The organism is Aminobacter sp. GW821-FHT11F06 (genome assembly GCF_058808215.1).
Genome location: NZ_JBXARL010000002.1, coordinates 166,718 through 191,692 on the forward strand (window position 1 = coordinate 166,718; position 24,975 = coordinate 191,692).

At 63.4% G+C, this 24,975-nt stretch carries 24 protein-coding genes; 15 read left to right on the forward strand and 9 right to left on the reverse strand.

The window, feature by feature from the left end; all coding sequences use genetic code 11:
• Window positions 1-189: 189 nt before the first annotated feature.
• From AC1RTB_RS05230 to AC1RTB_RS05245, 4 genes are all read left to right on the forward strand, one after another.
• On the forward strand, window positions 190-1,944 hold the full coding sequence (locus tag AC1RTB_RS05230; RefSeq protein WP_492875383.1) for an ABC transporter ATP-binding protein: 1,755 nt from the start codon (window positions 190-192) through the stop codon (window positions 1,942-1,944).
• 164 nt (window positions 1,945-2,108) lie between these two features.
• On the forward strand, window positions 2,109-2,756 hold the full coding sequence (locus AC1RTB_RS05235) for a glutathione S-transferase family protein (RefSeq protein ID WP_492875385.1): 648 nt from the start codon (window positions 2,109-2,111) through the stop codon (window positions 2,754-2,756).
• 12 nt (window positions 2,757-2,768) lie between these two features.
• On the forward strand, window positions 2,769-3,122 hold the full coding sequence (locus tag AC1RTB_RS05240; protein ID WP_492875387.1) for an ArsR/SmtB family transcription factor: 354 nt from the start codon (window positions 2,769-2,771) through the stop codon (window positions 3,120-3,122).
• Complete coding sequence (locus AC1RTB_RS05245) at window positions 3,119-3,589, forward strand: SRPBCC family protein (RefSeq protein ID WP_492875389.1); 471 nt, start codon at window positions 3,119-3,121, stop codon at window positions 3,587-3,589. The genes AC1RTB_RS05240 and AC1RTB_RS05245 overlap by 4 nt, the downstream gene beginning before the upstream one ends.
• Before the next feature lie 2 nt (window positions 3,590-3,591).
• Here the strand turns inward: AC1RTB_RS05245 and AC1RTB_RS05250 are convergent, their stop codons facing one another.
• Both AC1RTB_RS05250 and AC1RTB_RS05255 read right to left on the reverse strand, forming a co-directional pair.
• On the reverse strand, window positions 3,592-5,073 hold the full coding sequence (locus tag AC1RTB_RS05250) for an aldehyde dehydrogenase family protein (protein ID WP_492875391.1): 1,482 nt from the start codon (window positions 5,071-5,073) through the stop codon (window positions 3,592-3,594).
• Window positions 5,074-5,192: 119 nt separating this feature from the next.
• Window positions 5,193-5,837, reverse strand: coding sequence for a carbonic anhydrase (locus AC1RTB_RS05255; RefSeq protein ID WP_492875392.1), 645 nt, complete (start codon window positions 5,835-5,837; stop codon window positions 5,193-5,195).
• 243 nt (window positions 5,838-6,080) lie between these two features.
• Here AC1RTB_RS05255 and AC1RTB_RS05260 point away from each other — a divergent pair, with 243 nt between their 5' ends.
• On the forward strand, window positions 6,081-6,251 hold the full coding sequence (locus tag AC1RTB_RS05260; protein WP_492875394.1) for a hypothetical protein: 171 nt from the start codon (window positions 6,081-6,083) through the stop codon (window positions 6,249-6,251).
• A 16-nt stretch (window positions 6,252-6,267) separates the two neighbouring features.
• Here AC1RTB_RS05260 and AC1RTB_RS05265 read toward each other — a convergent pair whose 3' ends face one another.
• The 7 genes from AC1RTB_RS05265 to AC1RTB_RS05295 form a co-directional block, all read right to left on the reverse strand.
• The gene (locus AC1RTB_RS05265; protein ID WP_492875396.1) at window positions 6,268-7,581 is read right to left on the reverse strand and encodes a BatD family protein; all 1,314 of its coding nucleotides are present in this window, start codon (window positions 7,579-7,581) and stop codon (window positions 6,268-6,270) included.
• Window positions 7,578-9,143 carry a vWA domain-containing protein gene (locus tag AC1RTB_RS05270; protein ID WP_492875398.1) on the reverse strand — a complete coding sequence of 522 codons (1,566 nt, stop codon included), beginning with the start codon at window positions 9,141-9,143 and terminating at the stop codon, window positions 7,578-7,580. The genes AC1RTB_RS05265 and AC1RTB_RS05270 overlap by 4 nt, the downstream gene beginning before the upstream one ends.
• The gene (locus tag AC1RTB_RS05275) at window positions 9,140-10,147 is read right to left on the reverse strand and encodes a vWA domain-containing protein (protein WP_492875400.1); all 1,008 of its coding nucleotides are present in this window, start codon (window positions 10,145-10,147) and stop codon (window positions 9,140-9,142) included. The genes AC1RTB_RS05270 and AC1RTB_RS05275 overlap by 4 nt, the downstream gene beginning before the upstream one ends.
• Window positions 10,134-10,661: a DUF4381 domain-containing protein gene (locus AC1RTB_RS05280; protein WP_492875402.1), complete on the reverse strand. Its 528-nt coding sequence runs from the start codon at window positions 10,659-10,661 to the stop codon at window positions 10,134-10,136. Before AC1RTB_RS05280 ends, AC1RTB_RS05275 begins: the two co-directional genes overlap by 14 nt.
• 2 nt (window positions 10,662-10,663) lie before the next feature.
• Window positions 10,664-11,668 carry a DUF58 domain-containing protein gene (locus AC1RTB_RS05285; protein ID WP_492875403.1) on the reverse strand — a complete coding sequence of 335 codons (1,005 nt, stop codon included), beginning with the start codon at window positions 11,666-11,668 and terminating at the stop codon, window positions 10,664-10,666.
• Between the two features lie 11 nt (window positions 11,669-11,679).
• Window positions 11,680-12,654: an AAA family ATPase gene (locus AC1RTB_RS05290; RefSeq protein ID WP_492875405.1), complete on the reverse strand. Its 975-nt coding sequence runs from the start codon at window positions 12,652-12,654 to the stop codon at window positions 11,680-11,682.
• A 93-nt stretch (window positions 12,655-12,747) separates the two neighbouring features.
• Window positions 12,748-14,313: an arylsulfatase gene (locus tag AC1RTB_RS05295; protein ID WP_492876326.1), complete on the reverse strand. Its 1,566-nt coding sequence runs from the start codon at window positions 14,311-14,313 to the stop codon at window positions 12,748-12,750.
• Between the two features lie 384 nt (window positions 14,314-14,697).
• Here AC1RTB_RS05295 and AC1RTB_RS05300 point away from each other — a divergent pair, with 384 nt between their 5' ends.
• The 10 genes from AC1RTB_RS05300 to AC1RTB_RS05345 all read left to right on the forward strand — a co-directional run bounded on the left by AC1RTB_RS05300 (window position 14,698) and on the right by AC1RTB_RS05345 (window position 24,973).
• Window positions 14,698-15,705: an HAD family hydrolase gene (locus AC1RTB_RS05300; RefSeq protein ID WP_492875406.1), complete on the forward strand. Its 1,008-nt coding sequence runs from the start codon at window positions 14,698-14,700 to the stop codon at window positions 15,703-15,705.
• A gap of 39 nt (window positions 15,706-15,744) precedes the next feature.
• Window positions 15,745-16,629: a polyphosphate kinase 2 family protein gene (locus AC1RTB_RS05305; protein WP_492875408.1), complete on the forward strand. Its 885-nt coding sequence runs from the start codon at window positions 15,745-15,747 to the stop codon at window positions 16,627-16,629.
• 99 nt (window positions 16,630-16,728) lie between these two features.
• Window positions 16,729-17,682 (forward strand): formylglycine-generating enzyme family protein, encoded by a 954-nt coding sequence (locus tag AC1RTB_RS05310; protein WP_492875410.1) that lies wholly within the window; start codon window positions 16,729-16,731, stop codon window positions 17,680-17,682.
• A 141-nt stretch (window positions 17,683-17,823) separates the two neighbouring features.
• Window positions 17,824-18,087: a hypothetical protein gene (locus AC1RTB_RS05315; RefSeq protein WP_492875412.1), complete on the forward strand. Its 264-nt coding sequence runs from the start codon at window positions 17,824-17,826 to the stop codon at window positions 18,085-18,087.
• A 129-nt stretch (window positions 18,088-18,216) separates the two neighbouring features.
• Complete coding sequence (gene gcvA / locus AC1RTB_RS05320) at window positions 18,217-19,179, forward strand: transcriptional regulator GcvA (RefSeq protein ID WP_492875414.1); 963 nt, start codon at window positions 18,217-18,219, stop codon at window positions 19,177-19,179.
• Between the two features lie 239 nt (window positions 19,180-19,418).
• Entirely contained in the window at window positions 19,419-20,945 is a 1,527-nt protein-coding gene (locus AC1RTB_RS05325) for an ABC transporter substrate-binding protein (RefSeq protein ID WP_492875416.1), read from the forward strand.
• A 113-nt stretch (window positions 20,946-21,058) separates the two neighbouring features.
• The gene (locus AC1RTB_RS05330) at window positions 21,059-22,006 is read left to right on the forward strand and encodes an ABC transporter permease (protein WP_492875417.1); all 948 of its coding nucleotides are present in this window, start codon (window positions 21,059-21,061) and stop codon (window positions 22,004-22,006) included.
• On the forward strand, window positions 22,003-22,881 hold the full coding sequence (locus tag AC1RTB_RS05335) for an ABC transporter permease (RefSeq protein WP_492875419.1): 879 nt from the start codon (window positions 22,003-22,005) through the stop codon (window positions 22,879-22,881). The genes AC1RTB_RS05330 and AC1RTB_RS05335 overlap by 4 nt, the downstream gene beginning before the upstream one ends.
• Window positions 22,878-23,876 carry an ABC transporter ATP-binding protein gene (locus AC1RTB_RS05340; RefSeq protein ID WP_492875421.1) on the forward strand — a complete coding sequence of 333 codons (999 nt, stop codon included), beginning with the start codon at window positions 22,878-22,880 and terminating at the stop codon, window positions 23,874-23,876. Before AC1RTB_RS05335 ends, AC1RTB_RS05340 begins: the two co-directional genes overlap by 4 nt.
• Window positions 23,873-24,973 (forward strand): ABC transporter ATP-binding protein, encoded by a 1,101-nt coding sequence (locus AC1RTB_RS05345; RefSeq protein ID WP_492875423.1) that lies wholly within the window; start codon window positions 23,873-23,875, stop codon window positions 24,971-24,973. Before AC1RTB_RS05340 ends, AC1RTB_RS05345 begins: the two co-directional genes overlap by 4 nt.
• Window positions 24,974-24,975 lie beyond the last annotated feature (2 nt).

A 24,975-nucleotide genomic window follows, 5' to 3' on the forward strand; every position in this document is an offset into this window, starting at 1 on the left:
GCGAAGGCGTCTTTTTTATCGTTTGGTCAACGGTATGCGAAATCGCCGATAGCGGCAATCGGTGGCCGCCCGCTGTCCACCATGTCCTTGCTGCCCGCGACGGTTGGTCCCTAAATTTGGCAGTTTCCCTTCGCCAATCGTTGCTTTATATAGACCCGCGCAGGGGTGCGACCCAAGGGACTCATTGATTTGTTTGGTTTTTTTCGTCCGACACAGAACCATCTCCTGATCTGGCGGCTGATACGGGAGTCATTCCGCCAGCATGCGTTCGGCTATGCCGTTGCAATCGCTTCGATGATGGTGGTGGCCGGCATGACCGCAGCCAGCGCCTGGATCATGCAGGACATCACCAATGAGTTCGTGATCGGCAAGGATCTCAACCGCGTCTACCAGATCGCGGGGTTGGTGGCGGGTATCTTCATCATCAAAGGCCTCGCCACCTTTCTGCAGGCATTTTTCCTGAGCCGTGTCGGCAACAGCATCATCGCCGACCGCCAGCGAAAAATCTACGATCGCATCCTGGCGCAAGGCATCTCTTTCTATCATTCGGTCCCGTCGTCGGACCTGATCACCCGCGTCACCCACAACGCCCAGGCGGCGCGAAATGTGCTCGACGTCATCGTCACCTCGTTTGTGCGCGACCTGTTTTCGCTGATCGGCCTGATCTTCGTGATGGTCTACCAGCAGCCGGTCATGTCGCTGGTCGCCTTCATCGTCGGACCGATCGCCATTTTCGGCGTCAATCTGATCCTGCGCCGGGTGCGCAAGATCATGGAGGCGGAGTTCCTCTCGCTCGCCCAGATCGTACAGGTCATGCAGGAGACGACTGTCGGCGTCAGGATCGTCAAGTCCTTCAATCTCGAGCCGATCATGCGCACCCGCATGCACCGCGCGGTTTCCGACGTCGAAAAGCGCGCCAACTCCATAGCGGCGCTCGAAGCAGGCACCAGCCCGATCATGGAAACACTGGCGGGCCTGGCCATCGCCGGCGTGGTTCTGGTCAGCGGCTATCTGGTCGTCCAGGGTGGACAGACGCCGGGCAGCATCATGTCGTTCATCACGGCCCTGCTGCTGGCCTACGAGCCTGCCAAGCGCCTGGCGCGCTTCCGCGTGTCGCTGGAGGCCGGCCTGATCGGTGTGCGCATGATGTTCGAGCTTTCTGACCGTCCGCTGACGCTTGCCGAGAAACCTGGAGCAACAGCACTGGTGCCCGGTACCGGCATGATCGAGCTCAAGGACGTCAGCTTCTCTTATGCCGACGGCGAGCCGGTGCTGCGCGATCTCGACCTCATCTTCCCGCCCGGCAAGATGACGGCACTTGTCGGCCCATCCGGCAGTGGCAAGTCGACGGTCATGAACCTGATCATGCGCATGTACGATCCCGACAGCGGCGAGGTGTTGTTCGATGGACAAGACATCGCACACGCGACGCTGCACTCGGTGCGTGACCGCATCGCTTATGTCAGCCAGGACACGTTCCTGTTCTCCGGCACGATCATGCACAATATCCGGCTCGGCCGAGAAGGCGCGAGCGACGAAGAGGTGATCGCAGCCTCCAAGGCCGCCAATGCGCACGATTTCATCATGTCGCTGATGAACGGCTACGACACCCAGGTCGGCGAGAACGGCGCCCTGCTTTCGGGCGGCCAGAAGCAGCGCCTGTCGATCGCACGCGCCATCCTGCGCGACGCCAACGTTCTGTTGCTCGACGAAGCGACCAGCGCGCTCGACGCCGAGTCGGAGTCGCTGTTCCGCGAAGCGCTGGAGAAGCTGTCGTCCGGGCGCACCACGATCGCCATCGCGCACCGTCTGTCGACCGTGCACCAAGCCGACAACATCGTGGTGATGCAGGACGGCAAGGTTGTCGAGCAGGGTCGCCATACCGATCTCATCAAGGCCGATGGCCTCTATCGCAGGCTCTACGAATTCCAGCTCATGGGCTGAGCCGAAACCAGCCTACAGAACTTTCGAAAGCCGCGACCGGGATGCCGGGCGCGGCTTTTTCATTTGGTGCGCATTCCCAACCGCACTTGCCGATATGCCGACGCCATGATACTTAAGTAATTGCTTCAGTGTTTAGAAACAGCATGATCAATGAGGTTTCCGGCATGTCGTTGACGTTCCATTTCCACCCTCTGGCCTCGTTCTGCCACAAGGCTCTGATTGCCTTGTACGAGAACGACATCGCGTTCGAGCCGCTGATCGTCGACCTGGGGGAGCCGATATCACGAGCGGCGTTCCTGAAACTCTGGCCGATCGGCAAGATGCCGGTGCTGCAGGATCATGCGCGCGGCTGCGTCGTGCCGGAATCGAGCATCATCATCGAATATCTCGATCAGCATTATCCTGGGCCAGTGAAGCTTGTTCCCGTCGACCCTGACGAGGCGCGACGGACGCGGTTCAGCGACCGCTTCTTCGACCTCTATGTCCAGGTACCGATGCAGAAGATCGTGACCGACAGGATCCGACCCGCAGGCAGTAACGACCCGCACGGCGTGGCGACGGCTAGGGCGCAGCTTGAGACCGCGCTCGGCATGGTGGAGCACGACATGCAATCCAAGACCTGGGCAATGGGCGAGAGCTTCACGATGGCCGACTGTGCCGCGACCCCTGCCCTGTTTTACGCCGACAAGATCATGCCGCTCGCGGCCAGCTATCCCAAGGCGGCCGCTTATCTCGGCCGGCTGATGGCGCGGCCTTCGGTGGCACGCGTCTACAAGGAGGCCGAGCCTTATTTCAAGATGTTCCCCGGCTGATAGGAAATCCCAATGCTGCATGATCCGGCACAACTCGACCTGATGTTCCAGGCGCTGGCCGACCCGGCCCGGCGCGGCATGGTCGACCGGCTGTGCCAGGGGCCGGCTTCGGTCAGCCAGTTGGCGGAGCCCTTCGCCATGTCGCTATCGGCGGTGGTGCAGCACCTGCAAGTGCTGGAGGCGAGCGGTCTTGTCCGCACGGCCAAGGTGGGCCGCGTGCGCACCTGCCAGATCGAGCCGACGGCCCTGAGGCGCGCCGAAAGCTGGATTTCAGAACGCCGGATGCTGTGGGAGGAGCGCCTCGACAGGCTGGGCGAATTCCTGGCCGAGACATCAAACGAACCGGAGCAAGGGAGTTCGACGTGACCAAACGATCCGTAACGCATGCCACATTCACCATCGAGCGCCGCTATGACGCGTCGCCGGCGCGGGTCTTTCATGCGCTGAGCGACCCTGTCGCCAAGGCGCGCTGGTTTTCCAGGCCCAAGGAGTGGGGCAGGATGGAGCACAAGATCGACTTTCGTGTCGGTGGCCGCGAGCTGAATTCGGGCGGACCGAAGGGCGGACCGGTGCATAGATTCGATGCGGTCTATCATGACATCGTGCCCGACGAGCGCATCGTCTACAGCTACGACATGCATCTCGGCGACACCCGCATCTCGGTGTCGCTGGCAACCTTCGAATTGGCACCTGAAGGTACCGGCACACGGCTTACCTTCACCGAGCAAGGCGCGTTTCTCGATGATTTCGACGACGCTGGCGGCCGCGAGCGTGGCACACGCCAATTGCTCGACGCGCTGGGCGCCGAGCTTGAACGGCAGGCGGTCGCCTAAGCTCAGTCGATGCGGATGAACACGCCCTTGGTGTTGAGATACTCGTCGAGGTGCTCGGCACCGCCCTCACGGCCGTAGCCGCTCATCTTGTAGCCACCGAAGGGAATGGCCGGGTCGATGGCGTGGTAGGTGTTGACCCACACAGAGCCGGCATGGAGCCGCCGCGACAGCTGGTGCGCGGTGACGAGGTCGCGGGTGAAGACACCAGCGGCAAGGCCATAGGGCGTGTCATTGGCGCGGCGCACCACCTCGTCGAGCGTGTCGAAGGGCAGCGCCGAGATCACCGGTCCGAAAATCTCCTCACGTGCAATGCGCATGGTGTCGGAGACATCGGCGAAAACCGTGGGCGCGACGAAATTGCCGGCCGCGAACGCACCATCCGAGAGCCTGCTGCCGCCAGCGACGAGGCGAGCGCCCTCCTCGGCGCCGGCACGCAGATAGCCCTCGACGCGGTCGAGCTGGCGCTGTGAGATCAGCGGGCCGATCTCGGTGTTCGGGTCAATGCCGTTGCCGATGCGCAAGGTTCCGGCATAGGCCGCCAGTCGCGCGACGAACTCATCATGGATGGAGCGCGCAACAAACAGCCTGGAGCCGGCGATGCAGATCTGGCCGGAATTGGCGAAGACCGACATGGCGGCGACTGGCACAGCGCGTTCTAGGTCAGCATCGGCGCAGACAATGACCGGCGACTTGCCACCGAGTTCGAGCGACACGCGCTTGAGGTTGCCGGCGGATGCCCGCACGATGCTCTGGCCGGTGGCGGTGGAGCCGGTGAAGACAATCTTGTCGACGCCCATATGTTCCGCAAGTGGCGCGCCGGCCTCGGGGCCGGTGCCGGTGACAATGTTGACGACACCGTCGGGAACGCCCGCCTCGGCCATCAGTTCGGCGATCAGGAGCGGCGTCAGCGGCGCTTCCTCGGACGGTTTCAGGACCACTGTGCAGCCGGTGGCGAGTGCCGGGCCGATCTTCCAAACCGACGCGGCGGTCGGCGCATTCCACGGGATGATGGCGCCAACGACGCCAACCGGTTCCTTGCGTGTATAAGAAACGATGTCGCCGGCCAGCGAGTTCTCGATGGTCTGGCCGTGGATGGCGGTGGCCATGCCGGCGTAATAACGCAGCATGCCGAGTACCCGGTTGGCGTTGCCCCGCGCCCTGACGATGGGCAGCCCCATGTCGATGGTGTCGGAGATGCAGATCTCTTCCCAGTGACGCTCGAACAGATCGGCGATCTTCAGCAACAGCTTCTGCCGCTCATGCGGCTTGAAACGGCTCCACGGCCCGTCAAAGGCGTTGCGAGCGGCAGCGACGGCGCGCTCGACGTCCTTTTTGCTGCCGCGCGGCACGGTGGCGATGACCTCGCCAGTGGCGGGATTGCGGGTCTCCATCGTCTGGCCGGAAGCGGCCTCAACCCAGGCACCGCCGATAAACATCGGGCGATGGCGGCCGTCGAGCAAATGGCGGGGCTGGGCGATGGTCATGACTTGGCTCTCCGCGACGCCGCAACGGGCAACGGTGCCCAACGCTTCGTCAGTCCCGCAAGCCTAGGCTGGAGACATCAGGCCATTCAAGTCATTGCGATGGGGCCAGCCGCCAAGCGTCAGGCGATGGCGGTGCGCTCGAAGTCGCCAGTGTTGCGGTCCATCAGCCACAATTCGCCCGCCGAGATGTCGAACCAGGCGCCGAATATCTCCAGCCGCCCCTTCTGTTCGAGAATCTTGACGCATGGGAAGGTGCGCAGATTGTTGATGGAGTAGCGGATCGAGATGCGTTCCAGCGCGGTCTGCCGCTCGGCCTGGGTCATCATCGTGTTGCCGGTGACGGCTTCGGCCGCGGGTGCGACAAGGCTCATCCACTTGCCGATGAAGTCGCCCGGCGAAAGCGGTGCTGAATTGGGGTCGAGCGCCGAGCGGATGCCACCGCAACGGCCGTGGCCCATCACCACGATGTTCTTGACCTTGAGGCTCTGCACCGCGAACTCAAGCGCTGCCGACGTCGAGTGGTATTCGCCGTCGGGCGAATAGGGCGGCACCAGATTGGCAACGTTGCGGACGACGAACAGCTCGCCCGGGCCGGAATCGAAGATGGTTTCAGGCGCAGCGCGGGAATCGCAGCATGCAATGACCATTGTCTCAGGCGACTGGCCTTCGCGTGCCAGCGACTTGTAATGGTCGGTCTCGGCCGCATAGCGACCGGTCATGAAGTTGCGGTAACCGGCGAGCAGTGTCTCTGGCAGGTGCGACATGAGCTTGGCCTTAAACAAAAAAGGCCGTCGCGGCAAATGCAAATGCGGCGACAAAGCGATGCTTGCCACTTCGGATATGCGCCCACCCCGGCATCCTCTCAACCAGTGGATGAGAGCCCTATAGCTTTACCATGCCGGCAGTTGGGTTATGCTGCGCTTGCGGCCGTGAGAGAACGCCTTGGCAGGTTTGCCCGCTCAAGATGTTGCGGCCAGCCCAATCTGCAACGCATCAAGGAGAGTGACATGCGCTTGCTCCTTTTCGCAGTTTCGATCTTCTGTCTACTGGCTGTGCCGGCCACGCCGTTCCAGTTCACCGCTCGTGCACAAGCCCAGGAATGCACGGGGGAAAATTGCCCCAAGCCGAGCGGCCAGGGCCGCGACTGCGAACACAAGAAGGAAAAGACAGTCAGCTGACGCCTCGGCAGACGGCTTAGGGATTGAGCGCAGGCAAGGCCGGGGGTGAAGCGATTCTGCCCGCGTTGCTGGCCAACCATTGTTTTCTGGCGCGGGCTATTCCGGTCGACAGCTTTTGAGGATCACCGGGTCCGGCATCCGGCTTCGCTGCGAAGATTGCACTTTCGAACCGCTCGAACTCTTGCTGAGTCGCCTCGTCGCCGGTCTGGCGTAGCCAGGCAGAAACCGGCGCGACACCCGCCCGTCGCGACCAGGAGTCGAGCGCCGCATAGATGACGGGCAACTTGCCCGACCGGCATGCTTGCTCAAAGTGCTGGAAGTAGGCAGCCTCGGATTGTTCATGTTCCAGCCGCCGCGCATGGCGCCAAGCGCTGAGGCGCGGCAAGACGCTCGTGAGGAGCCAGGCCAAGGCCGCGAGCCCACCAACCAATGCAGCCGCCCATGGCCAATAGTTCAGCCATGTTTTCCATGCCGGGGGCGCTGCCTCCTTTGGCGCCGCCGGCGGTGCGATGGCCGGCTTGAAGGCAGCGGCCTCGGCGACCGACACCGCGATTTCGGGTGCCTGCGCCGTTTCATGCTTTTGCGATGCTGGATCGTACCAATCGATTTCGACAGCCGGCAGCACATAGCTGCCCGCCTTTTCGAAAGCATATGTGACGCGGTCGATGCGTTTGCCGCCGCCGTCCTGATCGGAGAGCACGGGGTCGTGCGGATAGATGCGCACGCCATCGGGCGCGGCAAAATCCGGGACCGGGATCATCATCGCCTGCATGCCCTGGGCGCTGACGGTAACAGTGCGAACCAGCGTATCCCCGGCTTTCAGGCCGCCGGGCTCGCGGTCGAGGTTTTGCGTGACAGTCAGCTTGGTTGCGGCCGCCACATTTCCGGCGGCAGCGCCCGGCACGCCGGCAACGGTGAATTTCACCTGCGGCAGCGTGACCGATCCATTGGTCGCCTGGCCCGGAACCGCCGCATAGGCGAACGTGATCTCGGCGGGCGGCAGCACGTAGTCGCCGGGCACTTGCGGGGTGACGAAATAAAGCCGGCGAATGCCCGAATAGCTCTCGCCGCCGATTGTCTCGACGAGATTCAACGCCCGTACATCCGGCAAGGTGACGATGGCATTCGGAATGTCGAAATTCGGGAACTGCGGCGCCGACATGAAGAAATTCGGCACCAGAACGTCGACCTGGACCTGAACCTGCTGGCCCGAAACGATGGGCGCCGGCGTCAGAATGTCGACTCGGACGACAGGCTCGGCGGCATGCAGCGGCGCAACGGAAACCAGGGCCAGGAACAGCAAAACCAGGAAGCGGGCGACGACGTTCATTGCTTCGCTCCCGCCACTTCGAGGGCGAACCGTCGGGCCAGCAGGTCGGTGGGCGTGACCTGGATGTTGCGCATCCACATCTCGGCCGTCTGCTGCGCCAGGTCTACCGTGCCCTCCTTGCCTTTCTTGCCCTTGTCGTCGAACTGGATCTGGTCCGGCTTGTCGCCAGGCGCTTCCTCCGGATTGTCGTCGATCTCCTTCTTGTCGGCGATCACCTTCTCCAGAAGCGCGAGATTGGCCTTGGCCTCGGGCCAGTCGGGCCGCAGCTTCAGCGCCTCCTTGAGGCTCGCCACTGCTTCGTCGAGCTTGTCGAGATAGGCCAGCGCATTGCCCTGATTGTAGTAACTCTCGGCGGTTCTGACCTGCGCGAAGGCGTCAATCGCATCTGAAAACTTGCCCGCGCGATAGAGCGCGACGCCGCGCCACATCGGGCCGGTGAAATGCGCCGCCGCGCCGGCATAGTCGCCCTTGTCGAAGGCCACGCGCCCTTGCTGGTCGGGCGTCAGCCACATGCCGGCGAAATCGAACTCGGCGGCATCGGCGCGGCCGGGTGCCACAAGGGTGGCTGCGACGAGTGCTGCGAAAACCCATTGCACGGTCCAGCCGCGACGAAACCAGAACGCACCCAGCACGGCAATGGGAATGACGAGCCACCAGCCGACATCCAGCCAGCGTGTGTGGCCTTCGGCGAGCTTGGCCTGCAAATGGCTTTGCACGCGCTGCGCGATCCATCTGACATCGCTGTCATCGGCGGTGATGGTGGCGACACGAACCCCGGCATCGCGCCCGAGCGCCTGCAACTGCGCCACATCGAGCTTCGCGATCACACGGCCGCCGCCTTCGGACAGGAACTCGCCCTCGCCTGTCTTGACCGGCCCGCCCTCGGCGGTGCCGACGCCCAGAACCATGATCTCGTTGTTGCCGGCATAATTTTTGAAGGCATTCGTGGCCGCCGGCTCGACCCCATCGGTGAGAAACAGCAGCGTGCCCGGCACCTCTTCGTTTTTCAGCCCGGCCTCGGCGGCTTGCAGCGCCTTGGCCGTATCCTTGCCCGCGACGGGCATGATCCTTGTCTGCAGCGCATTGACATAGGTCTTGACCAGATCGGCGTCATCGGTCAGCGGCAGCACCATGTGGGCGGAACCGGCATAGGCGTAAACCGCGGTGCGCGCGCCGGGCCTCAGCTTGAGCAGGTCCTGGACCTTGAGCTTGACCCGCTCAAGCCGCGAAGGCGTGATGTCGATGGCATCCATCGTCTGCGAGACGTCGATCACCAGCACCAGCGGCGCCCTGTCCTCGACGAAAGGCGGCTGCTGGCGCTGCCAGGTCGGCCCTGCCGTAGCGAAAGCGCCGAGCGCGATGAGGACGCCGATAAAATGCACCGGCCGCCACCGCTTGCTGCTTTGCCGGTCGATCAGAAGATTGTCGAGCAGATGCGGCGCGATGAGACCGCTCAGCCGCGCCCGCGCATCGGTCTGCCGGGACACGAGAAACACCAATGCGGCGGCCGCAACAAGCGCGAGAAGCCACCAAGGCCGGAGGAAATGAAAATCCGCGATCATGAGGCCTGCCCCGTCCGAATGGCCGGCGCGCGGCGGAGAAGGGCCCAAAGCCATGCGAACAGGTGATAGGCGATCAGCAGCAGCAGTGCGGCTCCCAGGGGATAGCTGAACAGTTCGATCTTGGGGCGCCAGGAAAGCGTCGTCTGGTTGGCGGGCGTGATCTTGTCGAGTGTGGCGTAGATGTCCGCCAGCTGGCTCTGGTCCTGTCCGAAGAAATAGCGGCCACCGGTCGTCGCGGCGATCTTCTGCAGCGCGGCGATGTCGAGCTTGTCTTCGCCCGTGGCGCTCGGATCGCCGATACCGACGGTATGGATGACGATCTTGTTTTGCTTGGCGATATCGGCCGCACGGTCCGGCGGCATCTTGCTTGCCGTATCGTTGCCGTCGGTCAGAACGACAAGCACCTTTTCCGGCGCCTTGCTGTCGGCGAACATCTTGATGGCAAGGCCGATGGCATCGCCCAGCGCCGTGCGTGGCCCCGCCATGCCAGGCAGAGCATCCTCGATCATGGTCTGGACGGTAAGGTGGTCGAGCGTGAATGGCACAAGCGGATAGGGCGCGTCGCCAAAGGCAATCAGCCCGACACGGTCGCCTTGCCGGCGCTTGACGAAGTCGCTGACGACCTGCTTCACGGCTTCGACACGGGCTTCGAGCTGGCCGGACGGATCGCGAAAATCGCGCGTGTCCATCGATTGCGACAGATCGAGCGCCAGCATCAGGTCACGCTGCGGTTCGGTCTTGGTGATCGGCGGCTCGATAAATTGCGGACGGGCCAAGGCCAGGACGATGAGGAACCAGCAGATCGGGGCGAGCAGCCTTTGCACCCAGTTGGTGCGTGGCACGACCGAGCCTTGGGTCGGCACCACGCCCGCGGCATCCGCCACCTCGCCGAAGAACGGGATGCGGATGGCCGCCGTTTCCTCGCGATAGGCCGGTACCAGCCACCAGATGAGCAATGGCAGCGGCAGTACGGCGAGCAGCCATGGATACTCAAGCTGATACAATATGGCCCTCGATCCATCGGCGCGCGGAGGCCGCGAACATGCGCGCGTCGTCTTCGCTGACGCTGGCGCGGCTTTGCCTTGAACGGTATTCGAGATCGTCGAGCAGCTGTGCCGCCGGCTCCGGGAAGGACTTTTCGCCGCCGTGCTTGCGCAGGAAAGCGAGCCAGTCCCCGCCGCTGAGCGAAGCCACGGCATCGCGAGGCCAGGCGGCGAGAGCGACGCGCTTGAGCAATTCCGGCATGGCTTCAAGCGCTTGCGCACGCGCCGCCGCATCCCCCAGCCTCTGCTCGATCCGGGTCAATTCGGCAAGCGCGTCGCGGCGATAGCGGTTGGCGACGCGGCGCCTGTGCCAGCGCCACACGGCAAGGGCGAGCAGCAGCGCTGCGACCAGTGCCAGCAGCGCCCAGCCCCAGGTCTGAGGCATCCACGAAACAGGTTGCGGAACGGCGATGTCGGCCAGTTTCTGCAGCGCCAGGCGGGTGATCGGATCCCCTTTGAGCGGATCTGGCTCCATGGTCAGCGCCTTCTTTGCCGCCAGGCAAGCTGGCCGAGCGTCCGGCGCAATTGCGGTGCGGTCGCCTCGGCGGCCGAGACCAGAAGCATCGGCAGGCCAAGCTCCTGTTGCCAGGCCATCAGTTCCTCGCCACGCTTTCTGGCGAAGTCGGCGACACCGCTTCTGACCTTGCCGTGTCCGAGCGGCAGCTCCGCCTGCATGCTGCCGCCGCTGACGACGATGTGGCCGCTCTCGGGCAGGTCGAGTAGGAACGGATCGTAGACCAGCACGGCGAGCACATCATTGCTGATCGTCAGCCGCAAAAGCAGGTCGCGGGTGCGCTGGCCGTGGCCTTCGAAATCGCTGATGACGATGACCAGGTGATCGTGGCGCGCCACATTGGCGACAGCCTCGAGCGCGAGGTCGAGCTGGCCCGATCCGCGATGGTCGGACAGGTCGGCGCTCAGCTCGCCATTTTGCCTGGCGATCGCGCCGGCCAATTCGATGACGGCGGCACGGCTGCGATGCGGCCTAAGTTCGTCGATGCGGGTGTCGTTGAACACAAAACCGCCGACACGGTCGCCGAGGTTCATCACCCGCCAGGCGCAGAGCGCCGCGGTCTCTGCCGCCGTCACCGACTTCATCATCAGGCGGCTGCCGAAAAACATGTTCATGCGCTGGTCGACGACGATCAGCGCGGGCCGATCCTTCTCCTCGTCATAGACGCGAACGAAGGGCTTGCCGGTGCGCGCGGTCACCCGCCAGTCGATGGTCCTGATGTCGTCGCCGGGCAGATAGTCGCGCAGTTCCTCGAAGGAAAGCCCGCGCCCGCGCATATTGGACGCGTGGCGGCCGGCGAGCAGGCGATTGACGGGCTGCTTGCGGAGAAAGCTGAAATCCCGCGCGGCGGCTTCAAGCGCTACCAGCTGCTCGACAGTCGTATAGACGCCCGTGGTCGGGCCCGGCGCCGCGGTGCGCGGCCTCGTCAGCCCTTTCGACCGTCCCAGCGCTGACAGGGAGAAGCCCATGGATGCCTCCGTCAGGCGACCGCCACAAGTTCGACGACACGGTCGACCACCTGGTCGGCGGTGACGCCGGCGGCATGCGCCTCGTAGGACAATATCAGGCGGTGACGGAAAACGTCATGCACAACCGCCTTCACATCGTCGGGACTGACATAGTCGCGGCCCTTGAGCCAGGCATTGGAGCGGGACACCTTGTCGAGCCCGATCGAACCGCGCGGACTGACGCCGACCTGGATCCAGCTCGCCAGATCCTTGTCGAGCTTGGCCGGCTCGCGTGTCGCGTAGACAAGGGCGACGATGTAGTTCTCCACCGCTTCGGAAACGGTGATGCCACCTATCTGCTTGCGCGCTTCAAAGACCGATTTCGGGTCGAGCTTGGCGGCCTGCTTGCCGGCGGGCTTGGCGTTGCCATCTTCTTCGCTGCGCACCAGCCGCATGATCTGGGCTTCGGCCTCGCGGGCGGGATAGTTGACCTGGACATGCATGAGGAAACGGTCGAGCTGGGCCTCGGGCAGCGGATAGGTGCCCTCCTGCTCGATCGGGTTCTGCGTCGCCATGACCAGGAACAATTCGGGCAATGGGTGGCTTTCGCCGCCGACAGTGACCTGCCGCTCCTCCATCGCCTCCAAAAGGGCGGACTGCACCTTGGCGGGCGCGCGGTTGATCTCGTCAGCGAGGATCAGGTTGGCAAACACCGGTCCCTCCTGAAACTTGAACTCTCCCTTGCCACCCTCAGTGAAATAGACCTCCGAACCGGTGATGTCGGACGGCAGGAGGTCAGGCGTGAACTGGACGCGCGACAGCTTGGCATCGAGGTTCTTCGCCAGGCTCTTGATGGCGCGGGTCTTGGCAAGACCGGGCAAGCCCTCGACCAGCAGATGGCCGTCGCTCAGCAGCCCCAGCAACAGGCGCTCGACCATGGCGTCCTGGCCGATGATCGACTGGCCGATGCGCTTGCCAAGGTCGACGATGTCGTCGCGTGCGGTCATGCTGAGCCCCCGTAAGAAGTTGCCGGACGCATCGCCAATGGCGATGCGTCCGTTTGTGCTTTGAGATCGAGCTAGAGCCGCTCGATTATCGCGTTATTTTTCGATGCCGCGATCCTTGAACGACTTGTCGATCGCCTTGTTCACCTCTTCGCGAACCCCTTCGATGTTGAAGCTGGCAACGCGCTGGCTGGGCGGATACTTGACGAAAGTTTCAAGCAAGGCACCGGCCTTCAGCTGGCCCTTGACGAGAAGATAGTCGTTCCTGACCAGCCAGTCATTGTACTGGTCGGAGACGATGTCTGCCCGCTCGTAGGGATCCATGCGCAGGTTGTAGAGCTTGGGAACGCGCAGCGTGACCAACGGCTCCTGCCAGACTCCAAATCCGCCGGGGACCCGCTGCTCGTGGAAGACGACCTTCCAGTCGTCGTAACGGGTAGCGACAAGATTGCCGTCATCGTCAAAGTAGAAGAAGTCGCTGCGCGCGCTCTTGTCTGCCTTGCCGGTGAGGTAATCGAGCTGGTTGTAGCCGTCGAGGTGGTTGGTGAAGGTCGTCTGGCTTCCCTCGGGCTTCCATCCCTTCAGCAGGCGGTCCTTGATGTCGGTGTCGCCAGCGGCTGCAAGCAGCGTCGGGAACCAGTCGAGACCGGAAACCATTCCGTTGGAGACCTGACCCGGCTTGACGTGACCCGGCCAGCGAACCATCGCGGGCACGCGGAACGCGCCTTCCCAGTTGGTGTCTTTTTCGCTGCGGAACGGCGTCGTCGCCGCATCCGGCCACGACCACTGGTTCGGGCCGTTGTCGGTCGTGTAGACGATGATGGTGTTGTCGGCGATGCCGAGATCATCGATCGCCTTCAGCAGCTTGCCGACGTCGCCGTCATGCTCGACCATGCCATCGGCATACTCGTTGCCGACCATGCCGCTCTGGCCGCGCATGGATTCGCGCACGTGCGTGAACGCATGCATGCGGGTTGTGTTCATCCAGGTGAAGAAAGGCTTCTTGGCCTTGGCCTGGCGATCCATGAAGTCGATGGCGGCGGCCGTCGTCTCGTCGTCGATCGTCTCCATGCGCTTCTTGGTCAGCGGACCGGTGTCCTCGACCTTGCCGTCCGCAGAGGCTTTTATGACGCCGCGTGGCGAGTATGCCTTGAGGAATTCCTTGTCGTCCTTGGGCCAATAAGGGGCTTCCGGCTCTTCTTCGGCGTTGAGGTGGTAGAGGTTGCCGAAGAATTCATCAAAACCATGCGCGGTCGGCAGGTACTTGTCCTGGTCGCCGAGGTGGTTCTTGCCGAACTGGCCGGTTGCATAGCCCAGCGGCTTGAGCGCCTGGGCAATGGTGATGTCGCCGTCCTGCAATCCGACCGGCGCGCCGGGCGCACCGACTTTGCACAGACCCGTGCGCAGGCAGACCTGGCCCGTGATGAAGGTCGAGCGGCCCGCCGTACAGCTGTTTTCACCGTAATAATCGGTGAACATCATGCCTTCTTTGGCGATGCGGTCGATGTTGGGCGTCTTGTACCCTACCAGGCCCATCGAATAGGCGCTGATGTTGGTCTGGCCGATATCGTCGCCGAAGATGACGAGGATGTTGGGTTTCGCGTCCTGCGCGTTGGCGGATGAAACCGCCCCGATGGCCAGGCAACTGGCCGCGGCGATCATCATCGCCTTTAACGTATTTCCCTTCCGCATAGTCATACTCCTGTGCGAAATCAGTTGAAATGAACGGGTGATTTAAGACAGGGGCGCCCGCCCTGATTGTCGGCGGACTTTGCGCCGGGCCTCCTTTCGGCAAGGTCACTGTATTGGCGCCTTTCCCATTAGGGAAGACGGAACGTTTGCGGATTCTGCCCGCGAGCAGATGTTTCGGCACCCAAGCTTATGTCGTGTAAACAAAATGATAATGCGCTTTGGCCCGACATCTGTTGGTATTTGTATTAATATTAATGGATACTAATGGATGCCCCGCTTTCGGCTTTTGCTCTGGCTGCCCGGTTGAAAGGCCTATAGCATTCCAGGTGAACAGTTTGGCCGGAGACGACTTCCATGACCCATTCATGCAACTTCTTGTTGCGGGCGGCGCTCGCAGCCCCACTCCTGGTGCTGACACTTGTGTCGAGCGCGTTTGCACAATCAGCGCCCTTGCCGTCCTGGAAGGATGGCGCGGTGAAGTCGGCGATCACGGAATTTGTCGCCAAGGTGACGAAGGATGGCGGGGCGGATTTCGTCAAGCCGGAGGAGCGCATCGCCGTTTTCGACAATGACGGGACGCTGTGGTCGGAACAGCCGATCTACTTCCAGCTGGCCTTCGCGCTCGACCGCATCAAGGCGATGGCGCCGCAGCACCCCGAATGGAAGGACACCGAGCCCTACAAATCGGTGCTGGCCGGAGACGCCAAAGGCCTCGCTGCTTCAGGCGAAAAGGGCCTCATGGAGATCATGGCGCTGACCCACGCCAGCATGACGACGGATGAATATGCCGCCATCGTTTCCGACTGGCTGAAGACAGCGCGCCACCCCCGCTTCGACCGCCCTTACGACCAACTGGTCTACCAGCCGCAACTGGAACTTCTCGACTATCTCCGCGCCAACGGCTTCAAGACGTTCATCGTCTCGGGCGGCGGCGTCGAATTCATGCGCGGCTTCACCGAAAAGGCCTATGGCATCCCACCGGAGCAGGTCATCGGCTCGGCCGGCGTGACCAAGTTCGAACTGCGCGACGGCAAGCCGGTTCTGGTCAAGGAACCCAAGGTCCAGTTTGTCGATGACGGCCCCGGCAAGCCGGCTGGCATCAATAATTTCATCGGCCGCCGCCCGATCTTCGCCTTCGGCAATTCGGACGGCGACCAGCAGATGCTGGAATGGACCGCAGCCGGTGACGGCGCGCGCTTCATGGGCATCGTCCACCACACCGACGCGGACCGCGAATGGGCCTATGACCGCGACTCACATGTAGGCAAGCTCGACAAGGCGCTCGACGAGGGCACGGCCAAGGGCTGGACGATCGTCGACATGAAGAGCGATTGGCTCGCCGTCTATCCCCAGGCAAAATAGCCGGCGGCGCGCTCCCGTTCAGCATCAGAGGCGACCTAAATGCTGCCAGCCGAAATCGTCAAAACCTTTCGGGTCAAGAAAGGCCGGAAGTTCCAGCTCGCGGATTTCGATCCGGGCGACACATGTGGCCTCGACATCGAAAAAGGTGACGCCAAGGAACTTCTGGAAGCGGGCGTGAAGCGTCTGCGCGGGCTGCAGGAACGGCTTTACGCCGAGGGCCGCTGGTCGGTGCTGATCGTCCTGCAGGCGATGGACGCCGCGGGCAAGGATAGCGCCATCGAGCACGTCATGTCCGGGGTCAACCCCCAGGGCTGCGACGTGACCTCTTTCAAGGCACCGAGTTCGACCGAACTGCGCCACGACTATTTATGGCGCTGTGCGGTCAATCTGCCGGAGCGCGGCCGCCTCGGCATCTTCAACCGCTCCTACTACGAAGAAGTGCTTGTGGCGCGTGTGCACCCCGAAATCCTCACCAGTCAGAACCTGCCGCCGGAACTCGTGACCGACGACATCTGGAAGGAGCGTTTCGAAGACATCTGCACTTTCGAAAAACACCTGGCGCGCAACGGCACTGTCGTTCTCAAGTTCTTCCTGCATGTCTCGAAGGAAGAGCAGAAACGGCGCTTCATCGAACGCATCGAGGAACCGGAAAAGCGCTGGAAATTCTCCAGCCAGGATCTTGTCGAGCGCCAGCGCTGGGGTGCTTACATGGACGCCTATGAGGACATGATCCGCCATACGGCAACGAAAAGCGCGCCCTGGCATGTGGTGCCTGCCGACAACAAATGGTTCACGCGCCTTGTCATTGCGGCAACCATCGTCGACCAGTTGCAGAAGCTTGATCCGCAATTTCCCGAGGTCGACGACAAGGCCTTGCGGGCGATGGAAAAGGCCCGCAAGCAGCTTGCCGACGAGAAATCCTGAGGCCCCAAGGCACGCGTGCGGGCCAGCGAAAAGGTCGACACCGCCGAGGCAAAGTGTATGCTGCCACGCCGTGCGAAGCCGTTGAAAGAGAAAGTCGCCATGAACGAAAGCGCAGTCATCGGCAAGGCGGATATGCTGTGGATTCCAGGCGGCACGTTCCGCATGGGCTCGGACAATCACTATGCCGAAGAACGCCCTGCCCATAGCGTCACCGTTGACGGGTTCTTCATGGACAAGACCCCGGTCACAAACCGCCAGTTCAGGCGTTTCGTCGAGGCGACAAACTACACCACCTTTGCCGAGATTCCGCCAAACCCGGCTGACTATCCCGGCGCGCTGCCGCATATGCTGCAAGCCGGGTCGCTGATCTTTTCGCCGCCGAAAGGACCGGTCGACCTGCGCAACTGGGGCCAATGGTGGGCCTTCAAGTTCGGTGCCAACTGGCGCCGTCCGTACGGCCCGGGCAGCAATATCAAGGGGCTCGACGAGCATCCGGTGGTTCACGTCGCCTATTGCGACGCGGAGGCCTATGCCAGATGGGCGGGCAAGGAACTGCCGACCGAAGCCGAATGGGAGTTCGCGGGCCGCGCCGGGCTCGAGGACGCCGAATATGCCTGGGGCCACGAACTCACCCCTGGCGGCAAGCACATGGCCAACACCTGGCAAGGCATGTTCCCGCACGAAAACCTCAAGAGCGACGGCTACGACCGCACCTCGCCGGTGACCGCCTTTCCGGCCAACGGCTACGGCCTCTACGACATGATCGGCAATGTCTGGGAATGGACCAGCGACTTCTGGTCGACCAAGCACACCGAAGATGCGCCCAAGGCCTGTTGCGTGCCGACAAATCCGCGCGGCGGGCCCATCGAGTCGAGCTTCGACCCGAACCAGCCGCAGATCAGGATTCCGCGCAAGGTGCTGAAGGGCGGCTCGCATCTGTGCGCCCCCAACTATTGCCGCCGCTACCGCCCTGCCGCGCGGCATGCCGAGCCGGTCGATACCTCGACCAGCCATGTCAGCTTCCGCTGCATATTGCGCCAAAAGCCGGAGTAGGGTCGAGAGGCTTCAGCCAGCCGCGCTGCGGCAACCATTGGAATGCCGAGTTGCGATGGCGCCACCGGCGTTCACCAGGCCCGGCAGCCAAATTCCTATGACATTTTGATTTCCGTGCCGTTTCGGTCACCTCGAAACCCCATGCGCCGAGACGTATTGGTGTCGCGCAAGCTGGCGCCTCAAGCGCTGGCGACATCGGGTGGCGGGACGAAAATGTGGCTCAGCGCTATCGATCATGGATTGCAGTGGTACGACCGATTGCAGGTCTTTTCGCAAGGCGGCCCGTTCGAGCGCTTCGTTCCGCAACCGGTCAAAACGCCTCGCTTGGAGAACGCGGCCGCCATACTCATGGTCTTGTCGGTCGTCGGTTCCGCTGGCGCAATCCTTGCGAAAATCCTGCTCTGAAGCGCCCAGGCCGCATCGGCGGCAAGTAGCCGCCCAAGGTGAGCGAGGCCCCTCACCCGACATTGCGGCGCAACGACAAGCACTCCATAGTCGCCTCCGACATTTGCCAGTGCCCAGTTCGGAATCGTCATGCGCCGCGTCTTGCCTTCGCTACCATCGCTGACGATCTTTGAAGCTGCGGCGCGCCATTCGAGCTTTACCCGCGCCGCCGAAGAGCTGAACCTGTCGCAGAGCGCGGTCAGCAAGCAGGTCCAGTCGCTCGAATCCTTCCTCGGCCTGCGCCTGTTCGAGCGCATCCGGCAGCGCATCGTTTTGACCGAGGCCGGGCAGCTTTATCTTGCCCGGGTGCGCGAGGCCCTCGAAATCCTCGAATCGGCAACGATGGAGGCGCTCGCCTTCCAGGGCGGCGGCGGCATGCTCAACATCGCCACGCTGCCGACCTTCGGTTCGCGCTGGCTCGCCTCCCGCATCGGCCGCTTCAGGGCACGCCACCCCAGGATCGCGCTCAATTTGACGGCGCGGACATGGCCCTTCGACCTTGTCGAGGAAAACATCGACGTCGCCATCTATTTCGGCGAAAAACCATGGCCCGGCGGACCGTCCGACCAGTTGATGGAGGAAGAAGTCATTCCGGTCTGCGCGCCGTCGCTGATGGCGCCGGACGGACCGGTGAGCCGCGTCGCCGACCTCGCACGGGTCGCCCTTTTGCACCATCGCGCCCGGCCGCGCGCCTGGAAGGACTGGCTGCAAAATGCGGGCGAGGCTACTGTCAATCCGTTCCACGGCGTCCGCTTCGAACAGTTCGAGATGATCATCCAGGCCACCATCAGCGGCATGGGCATGGCGATCGTGCCGAGGTTCATGATCGAGGCCGAACTGGCCGACGGCACGCTGGTCGCGCCCTTTGGCCGGCCGATGAAGAGCCCGGAATCCTATTATCTCGTCTGTCCGGAACGAAAGAGCCATCTGCCCGCGGTACAGGCCTTCCGGCAATGGCTGCTCGACGAGGTGGCGGCATCCAAGCGGCCACCTTCCGTTGGCCACGAGGTGCCGCGTCGGCGCGGCGCGATAGTTCATTCCGTAGAGGAATGATTTGACGCGATCTTATCGTTTGAACGAGCATCGCCGGCCACTCTACTCTTCAGCTCACGACGCCGGACATTTTCAACCTCGAAGTTTGCGCCAGGACGCTCCTTGCAAGGAGACGGTTGGCGCTGGCCAAAGGTTTGCCGCAACGGCGTCCAATGACAAAGGGGAGTGAGTAAATGGGAATCATCGGAAAACGAGCCGTCGGATGCATGCTTTCGCTCGCATTGGTCACGACGGCCGCCATGGCACAGGAACCAGATACCGCCGTGGTCTTGCGCATCAGTGACGCGGATCGTTACGATCCGCAGCGCTCCACCGCGCTCGCCGCGGCCGAAATCCTCTACATGGTCGGCGAAACGCTGGTGACGCTCGACCACGATCTGAAGACCCTTCGCCCCGGCCTGGCCGAGCGTTGGGACGTCAGCGCCGACGGCCTCACCTACACCTTTCACCTGCGCCGCGACGTCAGCTTCTGCGATGCCAAGCCGTTCACCGCCAAGGCCGTTGTCGGCACCATGGATCGCTGGCTCAACGCGGATTTTCCCGGCGTCAGCAAATGGAAGGCCGGCAAGGTCGAAAGCGTCAAGGCGCTCGACGACTACACCGTCGAATACCGGCTGAAGGAGCCCTATTCGGAACTGCTGTACCAGATGACGCAGTTCAACTTCATCATCATCGACCCGGACCAGGCGACCGCGCTCAAGGATGATTTCGGGGTCGCTGCCTTCAACGGCACCGGGCCATTCTGCTTCCAGTCGTGGACGCCGCGCACCCAAACGGTGCTGACCCGCCACGACAATTATCGCTGGGGGCCGTCCTTCATGGAAAATCCCGGACCGGCCTCGGTCGCGAAAATCGTCTGGAAGATCGTGCCGGAAGAGGCAACCCTTGCCGCCGCGCTGCAGACCGGCGAAGGCGACGTGTCCTTCGCGGTGCCGGCCTGGGCGCTCTCCCAGCTGCAGGCGACGCCTTCGATCCAGCTGCTGCGTCCCGAAGCGGGCTTCCGCACCCACTATGTCGGCATGAAGATCACGCGCCCCGACCTTGGCGACAAGCGCGTCCGCGAGGCGCTCAGCCTGGCGATCGACCAGAGCGCCATCGCCGACACGATCTTCTTTGGCGAGGCCGAGGCGGCCAGGTCCTACTATTCCCAGGCCGCGCGCGACTTCAATCCGACGATGAATCTGGACGCTTTCGGCTATGATCCCGAAAAGGCCAAGGCGCTGCTCGACGAGGCAGGCTGGGTCGCCAAGGACGGCGGCGTCCGCATGAAGGACGGCAAGCCTCTGTCGCTGGTCTTCTATGGCTTCACCGGCGATTCGGACAAGCAGATGGCCGAGACCGTGCAGGGCGACCTGCGCAAGATCGGCGTCGACCTGAAGGTCGAGCTCTACGATCCGACGATCGTGTGGGGCAAGCTGAAGACCCAGGACTTCGACCTCTATCAGATGAGCTATCCCTATCTGAGCGCGGGCGATGCCATGAACCTGTATTTCCTGTCGTCGAACATGCCCACGCCCAACCGGATGAACTGGAACGACCCCAAGACGGATGAGCTGATCGACGCCGGCAACCGCGCGATCTCGGCGGAAGCACGCTTTGCCGCCTTCGCCGAGGCCGGCGCGATCATCCACGACGCCGTGTTGTGGAAGCCGCTGGTCAACGAGAAGCTGGTCGTGGTGGCCGGGCCGCGCGTGGCGCCGTTCAAGCCGCACGGCATCAGCGGCGCGCCTCTCTACAACGGGCTGGATCTCAAGCTGGCGAAATGACGGCGATGGTCCACCGCGCCCAGCCTGGCGGCGGCGCGGTGGACCGCTTGAACGCCAGGGATTTCGGGCCCGCCCGGAATCCCTGAAATGACGCCTGCTTGGGAGAAGACAACGTGACGCGACAGCTCCTTTGGCGCTTGTTGACCTCGATACCAGTGCTGCTCGGTGTGCTTCTGATCGGTTTCCTGATGCTTCAGGTCATTCCGACGGACCCCGCCACCATCATCGCCGGACCGTCGGGCACCGCTGCCGAAATCGAAGACATCCGACATAAGCTTGGCCTCGACGCGCCGATCATGATGCAGTTCTGGTTCTATCTGCTGCGCGTCCTGCAAGGCGATCTCGGCCGCTCGATCATCAACAATGCGCCGGTCGCCAGCGAGCTTTTGACGGCACTCGGGCCGACAATCGAGCTGATGGTGGCAAGCCTGATCTGGGCTGTGCCGCTTGGCATCCTGCTTGGCACGCTTGCCGCCATGCGCCGTGGGCAGGTCTTCGACCGCGCCGTCACCGCGTTGTCGGTGGCCGGCGTTTCGGTTCCCGCTTTCTGGGTCGGGCTCCTGCTGCTGCAGTTCGCCGCGTTTCGGTGGCAGCTGTTTCCGTTGCAGGGGCGCGGCGGGCCGCTGTGGACGCTCAACGGGCTGCATCACGTCGCGCTACCCGCGCTGACGCTGGGGCTGATCTTCATCGGCCCGGTCGCGCGGATGACCCGCACCGCGGTGGTCGAGGTGCTGGGCGTCGATTTCATCCGCACCGCCCGTGCCAAGGGCGCATCGGAGTTCCGCGTCGTCACAAGACACGCGTTGCGCACCGCGCTGATACCGGTCGTGACGCTGATCGGCCTGCAGATCGGCTCGCTGCTCGGCGGCGCGGTCATCGCCGAAACCATCTTTGGCTGGCCCGGCATCGGCCGGCTGGCGGTCGGCTCCATCGTCTCCAGCGACTTTCCGATGGCCCAGGGCTGCATCCTGGTGCTCGCCTTCGGATTCATCGTGGTCAATTTCGTCGTCGATGCACTCTACGGCCTGCTCGACCCCCGCATCCGGAGCAAGGTCCGATGAGCACCGACGCGACCGCCGCCCAAACAGCCAATCCCGCTAGCGTTTCGAGGCCGCCGCTGCTGCGCCGCCTGTCACGCGATCCGCTGGCTCTCATCGCGTTGATCTTCCTTGTCGTGATTGTCGTTGCGGCCGTTCTGGCGCCCGTGCTGGCACCGTTCGATCCCTATGACACCAATCTCAGGATGCGGCTCCGCCCGCCCGGCGGCGAACATCTGCTGGGCACCGACACCCAGGGTCGCGATATGCTGACCCGCCTGCTTTACGGCGCGCGGACGACACTTGCGCTTGGCTTTGCCAGCATCGTCGTCGGCAGCCTGATCGGCACCAGCATCGGCCTGGCCGCCGCCTTCTATCGCCGGCTCGAGGGGCCGCTGATGCGTCTGGTCGACATCCTGCTGTCGTTTCCATCGATCCTGTTTGGCCTGGCATTGGCGGCAATGCTCGGCGTTGGCATGGACAGCCTGGTGATCGCGCTCGGCCTGTCTGCCGTACCGCCCATCGCTCGCGTTGCCCGCGCCGCCACTGCCTCGGTGATGCAGGCGGAATACATGGATGCCGGGCGCGTCATCGGCCTGTCCGACGGTGCCCTGATCCGGCGTTATCTCCTGCGCAACTGCTCAGCTCCCATCGTCGTTTACTGCTCGCTGCAATTCGGCGAGACGATCCTTCTGGCCGCGGCACTTGGCTTCCTTGGCCTTGGATTGCAGCCACCGACGGCGGAACTCGGCAGCATCGCTGCCGAAGGGCGCAGTTTCATCTTCCTGGCGCCGCATATCTCGACCGCCGCGAGCCTGCTGATCTTCATGATCGTGCTGTCCTGTAACCTGCTGGGGGATGCGTTTCGCGACCTCACCGACCCGAAGCTGCAGCGATGACCCCAGATGCGCCCCTGATCGAGGTCCGCGGCTTGCGGGTCGGCTTCCACACCTCAGGCGGAACGGTGACGGCCGTCGACGACGTCGATTTCACCGTGCGTGCCGGCGAAACCCTGGCGATCGTCGGCGAGTCCGGTTCGGGCAAGAGCGTCATGTCGCTGTCGCTGCTGCGGCTGGTTCCCAGTGCCATCACGACAGGCCAGATCCTGTTTCATGGCGAAGACCTGCTGACCAAGCCGGCCCACGCAATGCGCGACATTCGCGGCGGCCGCATCGGCATGATCTTCCAGGAGCCCAACACATCGCTCAATCCGGTGCAGACGATCGGCGACCAGATCGTCGAGGCGATCCAGCTGCACGAGGCGGTCGGCAAGGCGGCAGCGCGAGCCCGTGCGGTCGAAGTGCTGGAACTGACCGGCATCCCCTCGCCGAAGGCGCGGATGAAAAGCTATCCGCATGAACTCAGCGGCGGCATGCGCCAGCGGGCGATGATCGCCATGGCGCTGGCCTGCCGGCCCGAGCTGCTGATCGCCGACGAACCGACGACCGCGCTCGACGTCACCGTTCAGGCCCAGATTCTCGACCTGATGCGTGAGCTCAAGACAAGCAGCGGCGCGGCCATCATCCTGATCACCCACGATCTCGGCGTGGTTGCCGAGATGGCCGACCGGGTCGCTGTCATGTATGCCGGCCGCATCGTCGAGATCGCCCCGGTCGCCGATCTGTTCGACGGGCCCGAGCACCCCTACACGATCGGGCTGCTCAGCTCGATGCCGGCGATCGACGGCGACAGCGAAACGCTGACGCCGATCGAAGGCAACATGCCCGATCCGCTGGCCTTGCCTCCCGGCTGCCGCTTTCAGCCGCGCTGCCCCTTCGCCATCAAGCGTTGCGCCGTCGAGGCGCCGCCACTCCAGACCGTCAGGCCGGGCCATTTGTCCGCCTGCTGGCGCGCGCCCCTGCTGGAAAGCCTCACCCCGGGAGGACAACAATGACGTCGCCCAACAACACGGCCGCCCCTTTGCTGCAAGTCGAGGGGCTGAGCAAGAAGTTCAGCGTCTCCGGTAGCTGGCCATGGCAAAAACGGATGCTCAGCGCCGTCAACGACATCAGCTTCCGCATCAATCCGGGCGAGACCCTGTCGCTGGTCGGCGAAAGCGGCTGCGGCAAGTCGACCGCCGGGCGCATGCTGGTCGGGCTCACCGCGCCGAGCTCAGGCCGTATCCTGTTTGAAGGCCAGGACCTGTCCGGCCAGACCGCCAGCCAACAGCGCGCCATGCGCCGCCGCATCCAGCTGATCTTCCAGGACCCTTACGGCTCGCTCAACCCGCGCATGACAGTCGGCGAGCTGATCGCCGAGCCTGCGCTGTTGCATGGGCTGGCCGACCGCCGCAACGTCAATGACAGGGTCGCCGAACTGCTCGGCCTTGTTGGCCTGGCGAAGCGGCATGCCGGACGTTACCCGCATGAATTCTCCGGCGGGCAGCGCCAGCGCATCGGCATCGCCCGCGCACTGGCCGTCGAACCCAGGCTGATCGTTTGCGACGAGCCCGTCTCCGCGCTCGACGTCTCGGTTCAGGCGCAGATCGTCAACCTGCTGCAAAGCCTTCAGGATCGCCTGGGGCTGAGCTATCTGTTCATCTCGCATGGCCTGTCCGTCGTCCGTCACATCAGCAACCGCATCGCGGTGATGTATCTCGGCAATATCGTCGAGATCGGCCCGAAGGCTGTGATCTTCGACCAGCCGTCGCATCCCTACACACGAGCGCTTCTCGCTGCAGCACCTGTGGCGCGGCCGGGCGCGCGCCAGGCCAGCGTGGCGCTGAGCGGCGATATGCCAAGTCCGCTCGATCCACCTTCGGGCTGTCGCTTCCACCCAAGATGCCCGTTCGCGGTCGAGCGCTGCCGGCGGGAAATCCCCGCCCTTTCGCCCGGCGACGACGGGCGGCTGGTCGCTTGCCATCGCTGGCAGGAAATCCCTGCCTTTCAGGCAAACACCTCAGGCGCGCAACACGCGCCGAAAACCACCCGGCTGCTGGCGCTCTATCGCCAGGCAGCTGCCAATTCCCACTCCCGCATGAGCAGCAACTGAAG

Bases quoted from the DNA above. Each gene is read 5' to 3' on its own strand.
- AC1RTB_RS05235 (WP_492875385.1), top strand. From the start codon at position 2,109: ATGTCGTTGACGTTCCATTTCCACCCTCTGGCCTCGTTCTGCCACAAG.
- AC1RTB_RS05240 (WP_492875387.1), top strand. From the start codon at position 2,769: ATGCTGCATGATCCGGCACAACTCGACCTGATGTTCCAGGCGCTGGCC.
- AC1RTB_RS05250 (WP_492875391.1), bottom strand. From the start codon at position 5,073: ATGACCATCGCCCAGCCCCGCCATTTGCTCGACGGCCGCCATCGCCCG.
- AC1RTB_RS05255 (WP_492875392.1), bottom strand. From the start codon at position 5,837: ATGTCGCACCTGCCAGAGACACTGCTCGCCGGTTACCGCAACTTCATG.
- AC1RTB_RS05260 (WP_492875394.1), top strand. From the start codon at position 6,081: ATGCGCTTGCTCCTTTTCGCAGTTTCGATCTTCTGTCTACTGGCTGTG.
- AC1RTB_RS05265 (WP_492875396.1), bottom strand. From the start codon at position 7,581: ATGAACGTCGTCGCCCGCTTCCTGGTTTTGCTGTTCCTGGCCCTGGTT.
- AC1RTB_RS05270 (WP_492875398.1), bottom strand. From the start codon at position 9,143: ATGATCGCGGATTTTCATTTCCTCCGGCCTTGGTGGCTTCTCGCGCTT.
- AC1RTB_RS05280 (WP_492875402.1), bottom strand. From the start codon at position 10,661: ATGGAGCCAGATCCGCTCAAAGGGGATCCGATCACCCGCCTGGCGCTG.
- AC1RTB_RS05285 (WP_492875403.1), bottom strand. From the start codon at position 11,668: ATGGGCTTCTCCCTGTCAGCGCTGGGACGGTCGAAAGGGCTGACGAGG.
- AC1RTB_RS05290 (WP_492875405.1), bottom strand. From the start codon at position 12,654: ATGACCGCACGCGACGACATCGTCGACCTTGGCAAGCGCATCGGCCAG.
- AC1RTB_RS05295 (WP_492876326.1), bottom strand. From the start codon at position 14,313: ATGATCGCCGCGGCCAGTTGCCTGGCCATCGGGGCGGTTTCATCCGCC.
- AC1RTB_RS05300 (WP_492875406.1), top strand. From the start codon at position 14,698: ATGACCCATTCATGCAACTTCTTGTTGCGGGCGGCGCTCGCAGCCCCA.
- AC1RTB_RS05305 (WP_492875408.1), top strand. From the start codon at position 15,745: ATGCTGCCAGCCGAAATCGTCAAAACCTTTCGGGTCAAGAAAGGCCGG.
- AC1RTB_RS05310 (WP_492875410.1), top strand. From the start codon at position 16,729: ATGAACGAAAGCGCAGTCATCGGCAAGGCGGATATGCTGTGGATTCCA.
- AC1RTB_RS05315 (WP_492875412.1), top strand. From the start codon at position 17,824: ATGCGCCGAGACGTATTGGTGTCGCGCAAGCTGGCGCCTCAAGCGCTG.
- gcvA (WP_492875414.1), top strand. From the start codon at position 18,217: ATGCGCCGCGTCTTGCCTTCGCTACCATCGCTGACGATCTTTGAAGCT.
- AC1RTB_RS05325 (WP_492875416.1), top strand. From the start codon at position 19,419: ATGGCACAGGAACCAGATACCGCCGTGGTCTTGCGCATCAGTGACGCG.
- AC1RTB_RS05335 (WP_492875419.1), top strand. From the start codon at position 22,003: ATGAGCACCGACGCGACCGCCGCCCAAACAGCCAATCCCGCTAGCGTT.
- AC1RTB_RS05340 (WP_492875421.1), top strand. From the start codon at position 22,878: ATGACCCCAGATGCGCCCCTGATCGAGGTCCGCGGCTTGCGGGTCGGC.
- AC1RTB_RS05345 (WP_492875423.1), top strand. From the start codon at position 23,873: ATGACGTCGCCCAACAACACGGCCGCCCCTTTGCTGCAAGTCGAGGGG.